At 71.9% G+C, this 16,200-nt stretch carries 17 protein-coding genes; 8 read left to right on the forward strand and 9 right to left on the reverse strand.

Going from position 1 to position 16,200, the window contains the following annotated elements:
• Positions 1 to 6: 6 nt before the first annotated feature.
• Positions 7 to 1,011 (forward strand): methylmalonyl Co-A mutase-associated GTPase MeaB, encoded by a 1,005-nt coding sequence (meaB, locus tag ACZ4MF_RS14055; protein ID WP_467492254.1) that lies wholly within the window; start codon positions 7 to 9, stop codon positions 1,009 to 1,011.
• A 138-nt stretch (positions 1,012 to 1,149) separates the two neighbouring features.
• Here meaB and ACZ4MF_RS14060 read toward each other — a convergent pair whose 3' ends face one another.
• Positions 1,150 to 2,190, reverse strand: coding sequence for a cation diffusion facilitator family transporter (locus tag ACZ4MF_RS14060; protein WP_467492255.1), 1,041 nt, complete (start codon positions 2,188 to 2,190; stop codon positions 1,150 to 1,152).
• A gap of 454 nt (positions 2,191 to 2,644) precedes the next feature.
• On the opposite strand from ACZ4MF_RS14060, the gene ACZ4MF_RS14065 reads away from it, so the two are divergent.
• Entirely contained in the window at positions 2,645 to 3,151 is a 507-nt protein-coding gene (locus tag ACZ4MF_RS14065) for a hypothetical protein (protein WP_467492256.1), read from the forward strand.
• A gap of 15 nt (positions 3,152 to 3,166) precedes the next feature.
• A complete protein-coding gene (locus tag ACZ4MF_RS14070) occupies positions 3,167 to 3,865 on the forward strand; it encodes a histone deacetylase (protein ID WP_467492257.1) in 699 nt (232 codons plus the stop codon).
• Positions 3,866 to 3,874: 9 nt separating this feature from the next.
• Here the strand turns inward: ACZ4MF_RS14070 and ACZ4MF_RS14075 are convergent, their stop codons facing one another.
• The 5 genes from ACZ4MF_RS14075 to ACZ4MF_RS14095 all read right to left on the reverse strand — a co-directional run bounded on the left by ACZ4MF_RS14075 (position 3,875) and on the right by ACZ4MF_RS14095 (position 9,349).
• Positions 3,875 to 5,596 (reverse strand): LCP family protein, encoded by a 1,722-nt coding sequence (locus tag ACZ4MF_RS14075; protein ID WP_467492258.1) that lies wholly within the window; start codon positions 5,594 to 5,596, stop codon positions 3,875 to 3,877.
• Between the two features lie 249 nt (positions 5,597 to 5,845).
• Positions 5,846 to 6,343 carry a DUF1877 family protein gene (locus ACZ4MF_RS14080; protein ID WP_467492259.1) on the reverse strand — a complete coding sequence of 166 codons (498 nt, stop codon included), beginning with the start codon at positions 6,341 to 6,343 and terminating at the stop codon, positions 5,846 to 5,848.
• Positions 6,344 to 6,608: 265 nt separating this feature from the next.
• Positions 6,609 to 7,601, reverse strand: coding sequence for a MerR family transcriptional regulator (locus tag ACZ4MF_RS14085; RefSeq protein ID WP_467492260.1), 993 nt, complete (start codon positions 7,599 to 7,601; stop codon positions 6,609 to 6,611).
• Complete coding sequence (locus ACZ4MF_RS14090; protein ID WP_467492261.1) at positions 7,595 to 8,314, reverse strand: HEAT repeat domain-containing protein; 720 nt, start codon at positions 8,312 to 8,314, stop codon at positions 7,595 to 7,597. Before ACZ4MF_RS14090 ends, ACZ4MF_RS14085 begins: the two co-directional genes overlap by 7 nt.
• Positions 8,315 to 8,380: 66 nt before the next feature.
• Positions 8,381 to 9,349, reverse strand: a complete 969-nt coding sequence (locus ACZ4MF_RS14095; RefSeq protein WP_467492262.1) for an MmyB family transcriptional regulator — start codon at positions 9,347 to 9,349, stop codon at positions 8,381 to 8,383.
• Between the two features lie 80 nt (positions 9,350 to 9,429).
• On the opposite strand from ACZ4MF_RS14095, the gene ACZ4MF_RS14100 reads away from it, so the two are divergent.
• Together ACZ4MF_RS14100 and ACZ4MF_RS14105 are read left to right on the forward strand one after the other, a co-directional pair.
• Positions 9,430 to 10,212, forward strand: a complete 783-nt coding sequence (locus ACZ4MF_RS14100; RefSeq protein ID WP_467492263.1) for a class I SAM-dependent methyltransferase — start codon at positions 9,430 to 9,432, stop codon at positions 10,210 to 10,212.
• A gap of 142 nt (positions 10,213 to 10,354) precedes the next feature.
• Positions 10,355 to 11,815: a sensor histidine kinase gene (locus tag ACZ4MF_RS14105; RefSeq protein WP_467492264.1), complete on the forward strand. Its 1,461-nt coding sequence runs from the start codon at positions 10,355 to 10,357 to the stop codon at positions 11,813 to 11,815.
• Positions 11,816 to 11,826: 11 nt separating this feature from the next.
• Here the strand turns inward: ACZ4MF_RS14105 and ACZ4MF_RS14110 are convergent, their stop codons facing one another.
• On the reverse strand, positions 11,827 to 12,090 hold the full coding sequence (locus tag ACZ4MF_RS14110) for a hypothetical protein (protein ID WP_467492265.1): 264 nt from the start codon (positions 12,088 to 12,090) through the stop codon (positions 11,827 to 11,829).
• Between the two features lie 7 nt (positions 12,091 to 12,097).
• Positions 12,098 to 12,499, reverse strand: a complete 402-nt coding sequence (locus tag ACZ4MF_RS14115) for a hypothetical protein (RefSeq protein ID WP_467492266.1) — start codon at positions 12,497 to 12,499, stop codon at positions 12,098 to 12,100.
• Positions 12,500 to 12,788: 289 nt separating this feature from the next.
• Between ACZ4MF_RS14115 and ACZ4MF_RS14120 the strand changes: the two genes are divergently transcribed.
• Positions 12,789 to 13,352 (forward strand): hypothetical protein, encoded by a 564-nt coding sequence (locus ACZ4MF_RS14120; RefSeq protein WP_467492267.1) that lies wholly within the window; start codon positions 12,789 to 12,791, stop codon positions 13,350 to 13,352.
• A 669-nt stretch (positions 13,353 to 14,021) separates the two neighbouring features.
• Here the strand turns inward: ACZ4MF_RS14120 and ACZ4MF_RS14125 are convergent.
• Positions 14,022 to 14,555 carry a hypothetical protein gene (locus ACZ4MF_RS14125; protein ID WP_467492268.1) on the reverse strand — a complete coding sequence of 178 codons (534 nt, stop codon included), beginning with the start codon at positions 14,553 to 14,555 and terminating at the stop codon, positions 14,022 to 14,024.
• Positions 14,556 to 14,869: 314 nt separating this feature from the next.
• Between ACZ4MF_RS14125 and ACZ4MF_RS14130 the strand changes: the two genes are divergently transcribed.
• Both ACZ4MF_RS14130 and ACZ4MF_RS14135 read left to right on the forward strand, forming a co-directional pair.
• On the forward strand, positions 14,870 to 15,514 hold the full coding sequence (locus ACZ4MF_RS14130; protein WP_467492269.1) for a TetR-like C-terminal domain-containing protein: 645 nt from the start codon (positions 14,870 to 14,872) through the stop codon (positions 15,512 to 15,514).
• 44 nt (positions 15,515 to 15,558) lie between these two features.
• The gene (locus ACZ4MF_RS14135) at positions 15,559 to 15,960 is read left to right on the forward strand and encodes a BlaI/MecI/CopY family transcriptional regulator (RefSeq protein WP_467492270.1); all 402 of its coding nucleotides are present in this window, start codon (positions 15,559 to 15,561) and stop codon (positions 15,958 to 15,960) included.
• The last annotated feature ends 240 nt before the right edge of the window (positions 15,961 to 16,200 follow it).

A 16,200-nucleotide genomic window follows, 5' to 3' on the forward strand; every position in this document is an offset into this window, starting at 1 on the left:
GCCGCGATGGCCGCGATCGATCTCGACACGTATGTGAAGGGTGTGCTCGACGGCAAGCGGGCCCTGGTGGCCCGCGCCATCACGCTCGTCGAGTCCACCCGACCCCAGCACCGGGCGCTGGCCCAGGAGTTGCTGACGCGGCTCCTGCCGCACAGCGGCCGGGCGCGGCGGATCGGCGTCAGCGGGGTGCCGGGGGTCGGCAAGTCGACGTTCATCGACGCGTTCGGCACGATGCTGACCTCGCTGGGCCATCGGGTCGCGGTGCTCGCCGTCGACCCGTCCTCGACCCGCACGGGCGGCTCCATCCTGGGCGACAAGACCAGGATGGAGCGCCTGTCCGTGGACCCGGCGGCCTTCATCCGCCCCTCCCCCAGCGCGGGCACGCTGGGCGGGGTCGCGAAGGCCACCCGCGAGTCGATGGTGGTGATGGAGGCGGCGGGCTACGACGTGATCCTCGTGGAGACCGTCGGAGTGGGCCAGTCCGAGACGACGGTCGCGGGCATGGTCGACACCTTCCTGCTGCTGACCCTGGCCCGCACCGGCGACCAGCTCCAGGGCATCAAGAAGGGCGTCCTGGAACTGGCCGACGTCATCGCCGTCAACAAGGCGGACGGCCCGCACGAGCGGGACGCCCGTGCGGCGGCCCGCGAGCTGGCGGGCGCCCTGCGGCTGATGCACGGCAAGGACGCCTTCTGGACTCCCCCGGTGCTCAGTTGCAGCGCGCGGGAGTCGGCCGGCCTGGACACGCTCTGGGAACGTCTGGAGCAGCACCGCACGCTCCTGGACTCCACCGGCCGCCTCACCGCCAAGCGGCGCGACCAGCAGGTCGAGTGGACCTGGGCCATGGTCCGCGACGAGCTCCTCGGCCGTCTGCACGCGGCCCCGGCGGTGCGTGAGAGCGCGCCCGATCTCGAACGGAGGGTCAGGGACGGCGAGTTGACGGCGACGCTGGCCGCGGAGCGGATCCTGGCGGCGTTCGAGGGCGGACTGCCCACGGCGGCGCAGGCCTGAGACGACCGGGGCCCTGGGGCCTGTCGTCACATTCCCGCCTGCCGTGCGGCGTGCCCTTCGGGCGGACGACGGGAATGTGACGACAGGCCCTGGGCGGCTCACCGTGTGGTGCCGCGGTCACGACGGCCCGGCTGCCCGTCAGTGTTCGTGCGGGCCGGGACGGTGGACGGGGCCGTGGGCGTCGTCGCAGTGCTCCGCCTGCTGTTCGGCCGACGGTGCGGTGATCTGGAGCAGGTCCGCGGCGTCCGTGTCCTCTCCGAGGTGGTCGACCTGGAGGGTGGCGTGGCCGATGCCGTGCCGGTCGCGCAGCAGGTTCCGGAGGTGGCGCCGTACGGCGTGGCAGTCTCCGCCGGGTTCGACCAGGACGTGGGCGGACAGGGCGGGTTCGCCGGAGGTGATGGTCCACACGTGCAGGTCGTGGATCTCCACGACGGAGGGCTGCCCGGCGAGCTCGTCGCCGATCGCGTCCGGGTCGAGTCCGGCCGGGGCGGCCTCCAGGAAGATCCGTCCGGAGTCCCGAACCAGTCCGTAACCGGCCTTGACCATCAGGGCGACCACGACGAGCGTGGCGATGGCGTCGGCCCGGGCGAACCCGGTGAGGACGACGATCAGCGCGGCGACGGCGGTGCCGATGAAGGCGAACAGGTCGTTGAGGATGTGCTGGTAGGCACCCTCGACGTTCAGGGAGCTGCGGTTCGCCCTGGAGATGCACCAGGTGGCGGCCACGTTCACGGCGATGCCGGCGAGCGCCGTCGCCAGCATCAGTCCGCCCTCGACCTCGGGCGGGCTGATGAGCCGCCGCACCGCCTCGTACGCCAGCCAGGCTCCGAGCAGCAGCAGGGTCAGGCCGTTGGCCTGGGCGGAGAGGATCTCCGCGCGCTTGAGTCCGTAGGTGAAGCCGCCGCGGGCGGGGCGGGCCGACAGACGCATCGCGACGAGGGCGAGCACGATCGAGGCGGCGTCGGTGAGCATGTGTGCCGCGTCGGAGATCAGGGCCAGGGAGCCGGCGATGACGCCGACGGCGACCTCGACCGCCATGAACGCCGTGATCAAGGTGAGCGCACAGGCCAGCCAGCGTCGGTCGGCGTCCGCCGACACACCGTGCGAGTGGCCCGCGTGCCCGCCGGCGCCGTGCGCGTGCCCGTGGTCGTGGTCGTGGTCGTGGTCGTGATCACTCATGTCGTACGCCTCCCCCTCGCGTCGGGTTCCTGGCCGCAGTGAAACGCATGGTCGGTGTATTCACCAAAGGCTGCATCGGTGACCGTTGTCATCTTCTTTAAGGAGGCTCTGACCTGCGGAAACGTAATCCGTCTGGACGGAAATGGGACCGATTTCCACCTTCCCGTCACGTAGCACGGCGCACCTCACCGCACCCGGTTCGACACGCTGGGCCGACAGCAAGTGATGAGGCGTCAGAAGATCCCTCGGAAAGGCTAATGGTGCGACAATCCACTTTTACTCCACGGGACTTGGCGCTTCGGCGCCTTGTCCGCGGGACGGCATCCGGCGCCCCGGATCCCCCGATCAGCCCGTGGTACCGACCTTCTGATATGACCGTCATGTCAGCTGTGTGTACTTTCGTCACAAGCTGGCTGACGGGCCGGCATCTCCGCACACGAGACAGGAGAGCGACATGAAGGTCGCCCGTTCCACCATGGTCACCGCCGCTGTCGGGACCGCCGCCGCCCTGGCCGCGTCCGGCATCACGTACGCCTCGGCTGCCTCGTCCCTGACGTCCCCGGCCGCCCCGGCGGCCACCGCCGCGGCGCCGCAGGGTGGTGACGGCGGACAGAGCAAGGGCAACGAAGGCAGAGGCAACGAGGGCAGGGACAACGAAGGTCATGGGGGCCACGAGGGTTACGAGGGCCGGATCCAGGTCAACGAACGCTCGTACTCCAGCGACCCCGGCGACTGCGTCACCGTGGTCAGCGGCCTGGGCGCCAAGACCCTGAACATCCGCAACGAGAGCCACAGGACCGTCGAGGTGTTCCGCGGGGCGGTCTGCGACAACGGCGCTCCGATCGCCACCGTCGGCCCCCACAGCGACAGTTACGGCGTGGAAGCGGGCCCCACCGACGGCATCTACGTCGACAACGGCGTGGTGGCCAGCTTCCGCGTGGTCCGCCACCACGAGTTCTAGTCCGAAGCCGATCACATGACGAGGAGCCCCGGCCCGCCGCAATCGGGCCGGGGTGGCCATCGCATCGATCCGACCCTGCCGGACGACCCGCGTCCCGAGCGGGTCTGGTACACGTCCTACGGCTCGAACATGCACCTGGACCGGCTTGCCGCCTACGTCCGCGGCGGCCGCCCGGACGGCGCCGCACGGGAGTACCCGGGGTGCCGGAACCCCGCGATGCCCGTGCGGTCCATCCCCGTGGAACTGACCGGGGCGCTGTACTTCGCCACCGAGTCTCCCGTCTGGGGCGGTGGCAGGGCCTTCTACGACGAACGAGTCGACGGGCGCGTACTGGCCAGAGCCCACCTGATGACCGCGGAGCAGTTCTCCGACGTCGCCGCCCAGGAGATGTACCGGGAGCCCGGACCGGACCTGGACCTGCGGGACGTGCTCAGGGACGGTCGCGCCGTGCTGGGCGAGGGCCGCTACGAGACCCTGGTGTGCGCCGGGCAGGTGGACGGCCTCCCCCTCCTCACGTTCACCGCGCCCTGGGGGATGACCGACGTTCCGTGGGTCGCCCCGGCCCCCGCCTACGTCCGCCTGCTCGCCTCAGGCCTCCTCGCGGCCGGTGCCTGGGACATGGACACGGTGGCCGCGTATGTGGCCGGGTGCCCCGGCGCGGCGGAACACTGGTCGCTTGAGGACGTCACCGACCTCTTGAGGGACGAGGCGTAGAACTGCCCCTCAGGAGGCGGAGTCGGGGACATCGCGTGCCGCGGCGTACGCCTGCGCCGGTGTCATCGAGACACCGCCCAGGCTCACGGTCCTGTACTGGCTGACCTGGGCGCAGGTCTTGGAGTCGTCGGCGGTGGAGGCGTGGGCGTTGGAGACGGCGGCGTGGGTGTCCGCGGGCGCGGGGCGGGAGTTGCCGCCGGGGAAGGAGGTGCCGGTGGGCCAGTCCGATCCGATCACCAGGGTCAGGCCCGTGCCGGTGCCCTGCTTCAGGTGCGCGGAGGACAGGCCGAGCGCCTTGGCGGCCGTCTGTGCCTCGCTCTTCTGGCCGCCACCGTACGTCAGCGTGGTCGTCGCCGCGGGGCTGGGCGCGTTGGCGGTGGTGGTGGCGGAGCTGAAGCCCTGGTCGGTCAGGGCGGTCGCGATCTGCGAGGCGCGGCCGGTCACCGCGGTGCCGTTCTCCACCGTCACCGCGATCTGCGCCGCCGGCACCGCCGAGGCGGTGGGCTGCGCCGTCGCCGAGGACGTCGCCGAGGCCGCCGCCGACTTCCCGCCCGAACCGGTCGTCAGGGACTGGTCGTTGGCGATCGTGGAGAACAGCGTCCGCGCGCCCGGCCCCACGACCACCCGGTCCCTGTTGTGCGGGTCGGGGGCGGTCTGCATGGTCGTGAACGTCATGCGTTTCGTGGGCACCTTGTCGACGTCCGACGCGAGCGAGATCAGCTTCTTCACCGTGCCCAGACCGTCGTCCACCGTCAGCGCCTTGGTGGCCGCGTCGGCAAGGCCGTAGACCGCCGTGGGATCGGTGAGCGTGCCCGCGCTCTTGAAGTTGCGCATCATCGCGCTCAGGAAGAGGTGCTGGGTCGTCGTACGGCCCAGGTCACTGCCGTCGCCGAAGCCGTGCCGGGACCGCACGAACTCCAGCGCCGCCTCGCCCTTGAGGGTGTGGTCGCCCTTGGACAGCTTCAGGTGCGAGTACGTGTCGTAGACGTTGTCGCTCACGCACACGGAGACGCCGCCGATCGCGTCCGACATCTTCACCACGCCGGAGAAGTCCAGCTTGACGAAGTGGTCGATCGGGATGCCCGTGAGCTGGTGGACGGTGGCCACCTGACAGGCGGGGCCGTACGTCAGCGCGCTGTTGATCTGGCCGTAGTAACCGGGCGTCGACTGGCCGGAGCCGGGGTCCTGGCAGGCCGGGACCCTGGTCATGGTGTCGCGGGGGATGCTCATCACCGTGGCGTTGGAGCGGTCGGCGGAGATGTGCAGCACCATCTCCACGTCCGCGTTCCCGTTGCCCGACTGCACACCGGTCTGCGAACAGCCGCCGCCCAGCTTGCAGTCCTCCGCGCTGGTGCGCCCGTCGGAGCCCATGACCAGGATGTTGATCGGGGTGCGGCCGAAGGCGTCGGCCTTCTCGGTGCCGCCCTTGCCGTCGAGCGAGAGGCTGTGGATGTTGCCGTTCAGGTGCTCGTAGAACCACCAGCCCGCACCGGCCGTGACGAGGATGAGCGCCGACGTGCCGATGGCGAGGACCTTCAACACCCGCCTGACGCGCCCCGCCTGACGGCCCGCACGACCGCGCCCGGTGTCACGCGAGCGGCCGCCCGCCCGGGCCGCGGCCCTGCCGCCCCGCCGACGCGGTCCCTCGGCCTCGGTCGCCCGCGCCCCAGGGACCCGTGCGCCACGGCTCCGCGTCGCCTGGCGGCCTGGGCCGTCCCACGGGTCGCTCATCTCCCACTCCCATGAACGGTCGGGCCATCGGTCCGGGCCTTCAGGGGTACGACCGGACGCGTGCGGCGTGTGTAAAGCAGGACGCGGCACCGTCCCGCATGGTTGCACAGTTGCGCAATCTTACAAACACTCGTGCCGGACTCGTGCACGGCGACGGCTGGATCGCCCGACGCCCGGCCGCTGCCGCACGCCCGCCATGATCCGGGCCGATCCGGCGGACCGGTTCCGCCGGCGGGGATCAACCACGACTCATGCCTCGGGCAGCCACTTCACCACCGCGTCTCCCGATGCGGCCGTCGTCGCGTAGAACGCCCTCAGCTCCTGGTGCGCCGCCGCGAACGCGCCCCACGTCGCGGACTCCGCGGCCGGGCCGCCGTAGCGCGGCAGCAGGTCGTCGCGGGCGTAGTCCCACAGTGCGTCGAAGTCGGCGGCCGTCAGGAACCCGGCCACCCGGCGGGCCTGCGCCGCCGTCAGCACCAGGAGCGGCGGCTTGTGCCGGCCGGCGCGGAACACGGGCCGGCCGCCCAGCACCACCTGGGCCCGGGACGGGTCCCCGGGGACCTGCGGCGGAGCGCCGGCGTAGATGCGCTCCTGGTCCAGATACCGCTTGTCCAGCACCTCCTCACGGTGCCGGACGGTGCGGTGCCGGACGGTCTCCACGTCGCTGTCGAAAAGCCGTTCCAGCCAGGTCGCGCTGTTGCGCAGTGCCGGTGGCGGCACCGCTCGCAGACGGAGGTACGCACTCATGTCAGAAGGAGCGCACGGGAGCGCCCGAGCATCACGCGGCCGGACGCAAGCGGGGTCGGACGCCAGCGGGGTCGGACGCCAGCGGGGTCGGACGCCAGCGGGGTCGGGGCGGCACCCCCGCCCCTCTCCGTACCGCCACGGGGGGGGAGTCACGAACGGCACGGAGAGGGGTCCGGGACCCCGGCACCGGCAGCGGCAGGCGGTCGCCCCGCGCCGGCGCGGTACCGGGCCCGGCTCTCCCTCAGCGCACGGGCCGCGCGAAACGTCACCCGAGGAAGGCCGAGGCGACGAGTGCGACGGCGCGGTCGTCGTCGTGTGCCAGTCGGCGCAGGACCTCCCGCACGGTGGTCCCCGGCAGCTCGACCAGCGCCTGGATCAGGCGTATGCGCGTCGCGGAATCCGCGGTGGGCGCGGCGAGTTCGTCGACCAGGGCGGTCATGATCCGGTCTCCGCATGCGGGTTCCCCGGACAGCGTTGCCAGGATTTCCGCCGCGTCGACGTCGTGGGAGCCTTCGACCACCATACGGACGAGCGTCGGCACGGCCTCGGTCACGCCGTGCCTGCCCAACGCCAGAGCGGCGTGCCCGCGCACCGTCGGGTCCGGGTCCCGGAGCGCTTCCGCGAGCACCTCGGTCGCACCCGGGGCCTCCGGCATCTCGGCGATCGCCAGCACCGCACGCCGTCGGATGCCGGCGTCCTCCGCGTGCATGCCGGCGGCCAGGGTCCCCACCCCGTCGCCGCCCGATCGGGCGAGCGCCCAGCGCAGGGCGCCCGCGACGTTGGGGTCGGACTCGGCCAGGACCGCGTCGGCGAGCAGCTCGGCGGGAACCGGCCCGCCCTCCGGCCGGGCCAGGACGGCCTGCTGCCTGCGCGCGGCGCTGGGCGAGTCGAGCCCTTGCATGAGCTCGACGACGCGCAGGACGTCCTGCCAGTCGGCGGGCGCCGACGCATCGATCGCCCGGAGCCGCTCCAGCAGCTCCCGTTCCCGCTCGATGCGGTCTTCCGTCCACCGGATGAGGTCGCCCACCAGGGCGGACGGCGTGAACGCCGGGTCCCGCAGCGCGCGCCCGACCTGCTGGAGCGAGAGCCCGAGGGACCGCAGGCTCTCCACGTGGAAGATCCTGCGGACGTCCTCCGCGGAGTACTCGCGGTAGCCGCCGACGGTCCGACCGGTCGGTCGTACCAGCCCGAGGGCGTCGTAGTGCCGGAGCATCCGGGGGCTCACCCCCGAGCGGCGGGCCACTTCGCCGATCAGCACGCCGCGGCCTCCGGGGCCTGCGGGGCCTGCGGGGCCTTCTCGGTCGGGCCGAGTGCGACGACTCGCTTCGCCTCGTCGAGGGCCGCGTCGAAACCGGTCTCCGGGTTCTGCCGGAGCAGTTCGGTGGCACGGGCGTGCGCGGCCACCGCCGGGTCGGGGTGCGCCGTGGCCTCCTCCAGGGCGGGCCCGGTCACGTCGCCGAGGCCGACGAGGGCCCGGCTCAGGCTCAGCCGCACATCGCGGTCGCCGCGGCCGAGCTGCCCGACCAGTGCGTCGGCCAGGTCCTTCTTCCCGTCCTCGGGCACGAGGACGACGGCGACGCGCCATGCGGCCCGCGCGACCTCGTCGTCGGTGTCGCCCAGCATGTCGCGCGTGATCCAGGCCCACGCGCTCTTCTCACCGATTTTGGAGAGCGTGTGCAAGGCCTGGCTGCGGGCCTGCGTGCGCGCGGAGTCGAGCTCCCGGCGGATCCGGGGCAGGGTGAGCTCCGACGGGAGGCGGGTCAGCGCCCAGGACAGCATGTCGCGCACGAAGAAGTCCGGCTCGACCGCGCACCGCTCGACGAGCGCCTCCAGGAAGCCGGGATCGGGGTTCGAGCCGGCCGTCAGGGCCGCCTGGAGCCGGACCGACGTGTCCTCGGCGCTCAGGGCGTCGGCCACGCGGGCGTGCTGCGGGGTTCCGTTGGTCGGGTTGATCGGGACCACCTCCTGCACCCAGCGGACACCTTGTCACTATGTCAAGGTCAAGCCCGTGACCGGCGCAGCGGGGGCGCCGTTGCCTCAGCCGGTGGGATGCCGCGTCGGCGAGGCGGCCGCCTCGGTCGCGGCCCAGGGGGCGAGCAGGCGCAGCCGCTCCTCGGAGGTCGAGCCGGGTTCGGCGGTGTAGATGGTCAGGGTGAGGCCGGGTTCGGCGGCCGTCTCCAGGCCCTCGAAGGCGAGGGTGACCTCACCGCCGGCCGGATGATGGAACCGTTTGGTGCCGGTGCCGGTGCCGTGGCGGCGGACGTCGTGGGCGCCCCAGCGGGTGCGGAACTCCTCGCTGCGGGTGGACAGCTCGCCGACGAGGTCGTGCAGGTCCTTGCTCGCAGTCGTGCCTGCCGCTGCAGTGCGCCGCCTGCCAGGGTCCGGGTCAACCGGCCTCGGCTGCCCAGGACTTCGAGCGGAGCGTCGGGGAGGCGCAGGTCCGCAGCGATGCGGTCCCGGGGCAGCCCGTTGCGCGATTTCCTCCTGGACCATGCCGTTCAGGTCGACCCGGGTACCGGCGGGGCCTCTCCCGCGTCGAGGCGCGCCGGCAGGAGCAGGTCGGCGGCCAGGTGCTGGGGGGCGCAACGAGGCGATGGGGCCGTGCAGTTCGTGGGAGGCGTCGGCGACGAAGCGGTGCCGGCACTCGACCGACTTCTCCAGCACGGCCAGGGTCTCGTTGGTGGCCCGTGCCAGCCGGGCGATCTCGTGGCGCGAGTCCGGATCGGGCACCCGGCGGGTGACCTGGTCCAGGGTGGCCTGTTCGTCCCTCAGCGAGGCGCCGGAGTGGACGGTGTGGGTACGGCCGTCGTACGTCGTGCCGTGGACGGCCGCGGAGCCGTGTTCGTGGGTCTCGTCGCCGACCGTCACCGTGAGGGTCTCAGGGTCGACGTCGGTGCCGGCCTTGCCGCGGGCCGGGGGTGTCGTCGTGGTCGTCGTCGCGGCCGGACGTGTCGGAGGAACCGGGCGGGGACCGCGGCGGCGGACACCCCCGCCCCGCCCGGTCACACCACGCGCTGTGCGGAGGCCGTACCGACGGCCTCGGGCTACGCTGCCGGAGGGGGCTGTTCTCGATCACGGAGTCCTCCATGCCGAAGTCCGAGCTGTCGAGGAACCGGGCGTCTCTGCGGCACCAGCTCAGCTACGCCGTACGGCACCCGGGACGCATCCCCTCCCACCTCCGCCGTGCCGCGCGGGACACCTGGCTGGGCCTCCGGCACCGCGACCACGTCGCCTACTACCGCGCCGTCATGGCCTCCGACACCGCGCGCGGCCCCGAGCGCGCCGTCGGCAGCGGCTCGGAGGCCGGCTGGCTGGCGCTCGGGCAGATGCAGTTCGACTACCTGCTCGAACACGGCCTGACGCCGCAGGACCGCATGCTGGAGATCGGCTGCGGGAACCTGCGCGCGGGGTGGCGGTTCATCGACCACCTCGCGCCCGGCCACTACTACGGGATCGACATCTCGCCGGACATCCTCGTCGAGGCGCAGCGCACCCTCGTCCGCCGGGGGCTGCAGGACCGCCTCGCCCATCTGGCCCTCGTCGAGAACCTGACGCTCGACTTCCTGCCCGCGGGCTGGTTCACCGTGGTGCACGCCCACAGCGTCTTCTCGCACTCGCCCCGGGAGGTGATCGACGAGTGCCTGGCCAACGTCGGACGGGTGCTGGCCCCCGGCGGCTTCTTCGACTTCACCTACGACCGCACGGAGGGCCCCGAGCACCAGGTGCTCCGCGAGGACTTCTACTACCGCACCGAAACCCTCCTCACGCTGGCCGGACGGCACGGCCTGTCCGCCCGCTTCATGGACGACTGGGAGCGGCGCCCGCACGGCCAGTCGAAGATCCGGGTCACGCACGCGGTGGCGGGGTAGCGGCCTCACCCCGCGGTGGTCCTGGTGAAGGTGCTGGTGAGAGGCCAGTAAGAGCATTCGCTGACAGCCCCTGGGTCCTGCCGTCGGCGGCGGTCGGCCAGGCACACTGGCGGCGCCGACCGCCCCAGAGGAAGCCCCGCCCATGGACAGCACAAGACACCGGCTCGCGATCCTGCACCCCCGCCGCAGCCTGGGCACGGTGTTCGCGCTCTCCTTCGCCTGCGTCACCGCTGCCACCACCCTCCTCGGCGGCGTCCTCAGCTACAACGCCGCTGCCCGGATGGTGCGCGTCGACCAGGACGACGTCTTCCACGGCGTCGTCGACGACCTCCACCAGCAGGTCTCCCAGCAGCGGCTGTCGCCGACGGACTACTTCAGCGTGAGCCCCGACACCGAGAGCCCCCGCGACGACCTCTCGCGCCGCATACGCACCGACGTCCAGGTCCTCGGCCGAGCGGGCCGTGTGGAGGAACGCGGCTTCCCGGCGCTGCCGGTCCGCGCGGCCGACCGCGCCGCGGCCTCGCACGCCAGGGCCGGGCACACCATCTACTACAAGGCCGAGATCCAGGGGGACCGCTACCGCGTCGCCACCGTCGCGCTGGGCGGTGGCCGGGGCGCCGTGCAGGTGGCGCAGCAGTACAGCGACACCGAGGATCTGCTCAGGGAACTCAAGGAACGCACCGTCGAGCTGAGCGCCGCCGTCCTCGTCGTCGCGGGCCTCGCGGGCTGGTGGCTGGCCCGCAGGATCGCCGGGCGGCTCGTCCGGCTCACCCAGGTCGCCGAGGACGTGGCCCGCACCGGCCGGCTGGACACTTCGGTCCCGGTCGCCGGACCGGACGAAGTCGGCCGGCTGGGGCGGGCCTTCGACGGGATGCTCGGCCGGCTCGCCGCCTCCGAGGAGGTCCAGCGGCGCCTTGTCCAGGACGCCGGGCACGAACTGCGCACCCCGCTGACCTCGTTGCAGACGAACGTGGCTCTTCTGGACCGTATAGACCGACTGCCGCCGCAGGCCAAGGCGGACCTGATCGCGGACATGAAGAGCGAGACCCGCGAACTGGTCAACCTGGTCAACGAGCTGGTCGACCTCGCCGCCGGCGACCGGGGTGCCGAACAGCCCAGGGAGATCACCCTGGGCGCCCTGGCCGAGGACGCGGCCGCCCTCGCCCGGCGCCGCACCGGCCGGGAGATCCGCATCGAGGCCGACGGCGCCGTCGTACGGGCCCGTCCGGACGCGGTACAGCGGGCGCTGACCAACCTCCTGGAGAACGCGGCCAAGTTCGACCAGGACGGAACCGAGCCGATCGAGGTCGTGATCACCGGTACGCGCGTGGAGGTGCTCGACCGCGGACCGGGCATCGCCGAGGCCGACCTGCCCCGCGTCTTCGACCGTTTCTACCGCGCCGACGGCGCACGCAGCCTGCCCGGCTCCGGGCTGGGCCTGGCCATCGTGCACGCCGTCGCCGTCACCCACGGCGGCACGGCCTTCGCCCGCAACCGCGCCGGCGGCGGCGCGGTCATCGGCTTCACCCTCGACCCCGCCTCCCTCGTCGAACGCCGCCCGCATACGACGCCCATGGCCGACTGCGCCGCCACGCCTCGCTGAGCCGCAGATCATCAGGACGTGTGCGCCGGCGCGCTCATGACCGCGGGAGACAGGTAGATCCGCAGTCCCTCCCGCCGGACGGACCTCCAGGCGCGGGCGTAGGAGGGCGGCGCACCTGAGCCGTCGGCCAGGACCGCGACCGGCGTCCGTTCGCCCGTACGGGTGAGGGCGACAGCCGTCGTGTTCGCGCTGTGGCCGCTGGTGTCGACGCAGAACCCGGCGAGCCGCTCCGGTCGCCCGCCCGCGAGCCCTGCAGACCGTGAGGTGAGCAGCATGCCACGGCTATGGCACAGCGCCCTCTTCGTCCCGAAGCTGCGGGCAGGAGCGGAATCGGTGGAGCAGTTCAAGTGCGGCAGGGCTCTCGGCGTCGAAGGTCTGGCCGCGTTGTTCGACAGGAAGGCTCGCCCCCCAGATACGGGCCCCGTGGCAGCGGAAGCAGAAGGCGATCTCGAAGAGCTGGTCGGTGGAACTGTGCGCCCGGATTCCCCAGCCTGGGAGGAAACAGCGGTACAGCTCGCTTCCTGGTAGGTCGGCGATCAGGGACAGGGCCTGCCGGGCTTGGTCTCCCTCCCAGAGCGCGACAGTGTCACCGGCCAGGTTCTCCGAACTGAGGTGCCTGACGGGGTCGGTGATGCGGACGACCTCGATGAGCTCGGTCTTCCCATGGGTGAGCGGCAGCAGCATGCTCCCAGACTCTCCGATCGTGACGTCACTGACCAGGGACGGCCGCGGCGGCGGGTACGGCGTTGGCGGCGCCGACGTTGGATGTCAGCGCGACAGCTCGGGCATCGGGCAGACCTCCACCGGCTCTTCCGGCCGGTCGGCTCAGCGCCACCAGACATGCCGACCGGTACAAGGACGCACCTTGGGTCAGCGCTCATCCTGGACCCGCGAGCAGGCTGTGGATCCATGGCTTCTGGTTCGACGAACAAACCGTGTGCGGACCGCCCGACGCTGCTCGATGATGTGCCTCATGCAACGCGATGGTGGCGATGGCCTGCTCGGATGGTACGTCGCGGCCAACATCGCCCGTGAGACCGCACACGGCGAGGCTGGGCTGGAGATCCAGCGTGGCCTCAAGCACTTCGCACCTGGCGCGAAGGTATGGATACCTCGGCGGCCGCTGTGGTGGGGTGGCCGCATGACGGTGGCGGGGCATCATCGGGGCAACACCCGCCGCTACGTGAACATGGTCGTGCGGCGCGAGGACCTGGAGAACTTCCGCGTGAAGGGCGTCTACAGCCCGAAGCTGCTGAGGTCACTCAACGGTCACTATCACGAGCTGACCGATCCTCTGAAGCCACAGACCGCTTGGTTCTCGCGTGACGAAGCTCAAGGGTGGGCCGATGCATGGAACTGCCCACAGGAACTGGTGCGGTTGGACGGCCGTTTGCAGACGCATGTCGCCGTGCCCAACCCTCCGCCGGTGGAGCTGGAAGTGGAAGGACGGACGTACTACTTGGCTCACTACAGCACTCGCGGCCCGCGCTACAGTTCCGAGCCGCCACCGCGGGAGCCGGCGCTGCGACGGCCATGACCTGTTCCCGGACATCAACGGCCATGACCTGTTCCCGGACGTCAGCTGTCGCATCACCCGCCACCATACGAGGCATGGATGCGGGGATTGCGGCAATTCTTGCTGCCACAGTTGGGGCGTTGGGCACTTGCGGCGCCGCCTTCGCAACAGGTTGGTGGGGGCGAGACGAGCGCGGCTCCGGACAGCCACGCAAGAGGCGCAATGCCGACGCCGACTTCGCTTCAGTCAGCTGAACGAGGACATGTCCGGGCTTCACTCTTCAGGATCTACATGAACAGGGGAATGTGAAGGCCGGCGGTGTGACCGAGTCAATGCGGCGGGCGCCGGCCGACAGTGAGGACGGCACCCCTGGTAGGCAAAGGCTTTGCGGTCTGCCCTCACCCATATCAGGTCGATCGACCAATCCCCAGATCCTAAATGGCGGAGAGGTCACCGGGAGCCGCCGTGATACGGCGCCGTCCGCCGGTGTTGGTGTCTGACGCGCTTCAAGGCAGTTGAGCATGCCTCAGGCGCGACTTCGGGGAGAGACCGGAACGTCACCACCCGCGCCCTCGCCCGCGCCGCCCTCCAGACCGCCGCGCCACCCCGTCTGTGGCCGCCGGCGTAGCCGTACTGCTCGAACTCCTGGAACACGCGCTGGTGTGACCGAGCCGACTTCGGGATGGTCCGTCAGGAGCCGATGGCGTCGAGCCAGAACGAGACGAGCGAGGCCAGCGCGCCGGGGGCGCCCGCGCCGAAGGCGACCACCATGGCCTGACCGATCGCCACGTCATAGGGGTCGAGGCCGTGGGACCAGGTCAGCCGGGCATCGATGCCGGGGATGCTGCGGAGAGGCCCGTACGCGCCCAGGGTGCCGTGCGCTTCGGCAATGGGCGTGCCATCGCGCAGGAGCCGGGCCCGGCACAGGCTGGTGGGGCGCAGCTCGTAGGTGCGCGCGCCCACCACGGCCGTGCGGGTGCGTGTTCTGCGGCGCAGGGCCCAGCGGCTGTCGCTCCCCCGGCGCGTGGGGACCACCTGCCCATCGACCTTGATGTGGCCGTGCTCGCGGCCGGGCCGGACCGTGACGGGTGGCATGCCGGGTCCCTGGACGAGCGCGATGACGGCGGGCCAGCGGTCGTAGCTGATCCGTATCGGCCCGAACGGGCTGTCGGCCGTGCGGTGCTGCGAGAGCCGGACGGTACGGCGCTTGCTGAAGAAGGACATGGTCGCATCGGCTCCGGAGACGGGGAGTTGAGGACAGGGCGGGCGGCGGGGTGGCCCCGGTCGTGTGCAGCTCGTGGCGTAGCTCGCTGATGCGGTGTCGCCGTGGGGGCCGGGCGGTGCAGGCGACGACGAATCCGTGATCATGGACCTGGATATGTACACCCCCCGGGCATGGCCCTGACGCCTGCGATCTCGCGCACGCCGCTCACCCTAGACGGACGTCCGCCGCTCGGACGCCGCCGTCGGCCGGTGGCGGGAGACCGCTGCTCAGCACCGGGGAATCGGCCCCATGTCCGGTGGTCGTTTTCGGATGGGTGAAGCGTCCGACCGCTCCAGCGCCCCCGTCGCCCTCGACTGCCCCCGCCATCCCCGCGTCGTGCCGGGGCGAAGGCTGCGAGGGCCAGTACCCGACCCTCACCGAACTGGTCCAGGCGCTGACGGCGTTCCTCTACGACGAACTCACCGCCGACCTCGCGCGCGCCCGCGACCAGGCACCCGACCGGTCACCGCAGGCCCGGTTCACCGCGACCGCTCGTGCCCTGCGCACCTGGGCGCTGCACCACAAGCCCGAGTTCACCCTCATCTTCAGCAAGCCCATGTCCGACGCGGACTGCGCACCGGGCGACCCCTGCCACGCGGCCGGCTGGCGCTTCGGCGGGGTGTTCGTGGGCCTGGTGATGGAGTTCTGGCGGACCGGCGCCCTGCCCCTGCCGGAACCCGGCACGCTCGATGCGCGCTGGCTCGCCCAACTGGAGGAGGTCCGCGAACACATCGGCTCGGAACCGCCCCTGGAAGCCCTCTACGTCTTCGTCCTTGCCTGGACCCGCCTGTACGGCATGGTGTCGATGGAGCTGTTCGGGCACCTGGCCTTCGCGCTGACCGACCCCGGCCCGTGCTTCGAGCAGACCCTGCGCGAGGTCCTGGCGCTGCTCGGCGCAGCCCTGCGTACCGGCCAGTAGTCACGCCGTGACCACTCCGGGACGGGCAAGGGAGTGACCACGGCGTGGACCGCAGAGCCCTGCTCGGCATCGGGGACCCCGGTGGCCGCCGCCCCAACGGGGCGCTGGAGGCGGAGATCCTCTCGGCGCTCCGGGCAGCGCACGGCGACCTCGCGGCCGGCGAGGTCCGGGCCCGCCTGACCGGCGGCTTCGCCTGCACCACGGTGGTGACGACCCTGTCCCGCCTGCACGGCAAGGGACTTCCACGGCGCTCCCGCCGCGGCCGCGCCTACGCCTACGCGCCCCTCGACGACGAGCCCGGCCTGGCCTCCCGCCGCCTGCACCAGTTGCTCGCCGACGAACCCGACCGCGAGGCCGTGCTGAACCGCTTCGTCACCACGATGTCCCCGGACGACGAGCAACGGCTGCGCCGCCTGCTGGGCCCGGAGCTGCCCGACGACGACTGACCTCCCGGGCCTCGCTGGCTGCCGACCTCACCGCCCTGGTTCGTCATGACCGCCCAGCTGGCCGCCACCGCGAACCCGCTGCTCCGTCCGCTCGCCCGGCACGTCTCCTACACGGTCGAACGCTGGGGCGACGAGGAAGCCGCTCTCGCCAATGGCGACCGCCGCCGCGTGGCCCGCACGATCGGCAAGGCGGCACTGGCCCGGCAGCGCACAGCGGTCCGGACGTGTGCTCCCTACGGG

The sequence above is a fragment of the Streptomyces sp. NPDC025793 genome (assembly GCF_055558375.1).

Coding starts and splice junctions, on each gene's coding strand:
- ACZ4MF_RS14105 (WP_467492264.1), top strand. CDS start 10,355: ATGGACAGCACAAGACACCGGCTCGCGATCCTGCACCCCCGCCGCAGC.
- meaB (WP_467492254.1), top strand. CDS start 7: ATGGCCGCGATCGATCTCGACACGTATGTGAAGGGTGTGCTCGACGGC.
- ACZ4MF_RS14115 (WP_467492266.1), bottom strand. CDS start 12,499: ATGCTGCTGCCGCTCACCCATGGGAAGACCGAGCTCATCGAGGTCGTC.
- ACZ4MF_RS14125 (WP_467492268.1), bottom strand. CDS start 14,555: ATGTCCTTCTTCAGCAAGCGCCGTACCGTCCGGCTCTCGCAGCACCGC.
- ACZ4MF_RS14120 (WP_467492267.1), top strand. CDS start 12,789: ATGCAACGCGATGGTGGCGATGGCCTGCTCGGATGGTACGTCGCGGCC.
- ACZ4MF_RS14080 (WP_467492259.1), bottom strand. CDS start 6,343: ATGAGTGCGTACCTCCGTCTGCGAGCGGTGCCGCCACCGGCACTGCGC.
- ACZ4MF_RS14100 (WP_467492263.1), top strand. CDS start 9,430: ATGCCGAAGTCCGAGCTGTCGAGGAACCGGGCGTCTCTGCGGCACCAG.
- ACZ4MF_RS14060 (WP_467492255.1), bottom strand. CDS start 2,190: ATGAGTGATCACGACCACGACCACGACCACGACCACGGGCACGCGCAC.
- ACZ4MF_RS14065 (WP_467492256.1), top strand. CDS start 2,645: ATGAAGGTCGCCCGTTCCACCATGGTCACCGCCGCTGTCGGGACCGCC.
- ACZ4MF_RS14075 (WP_467492258.1), bottom strand. CDS start 5,596: ATGAGCGACCCGTGGGACGGCCCAGGCCGCCAGGCGACGCGGAGCCGT.
- ACZ4MF_RS14110 (WP_467492265.1), bottom strand. CDS start 12,090: ATGCTGCTCACCTCACGGTCTGCAGGGCTCGCGGGCGGGCGACCGGAG.
- ACZ4MF_RS14070 (WP_467492257.1), top strand. CDS start 3,167: ATGACGAGGAGCCCCGGCCCGCCGCAATCGGGCCGGGGTGGCCATCGC.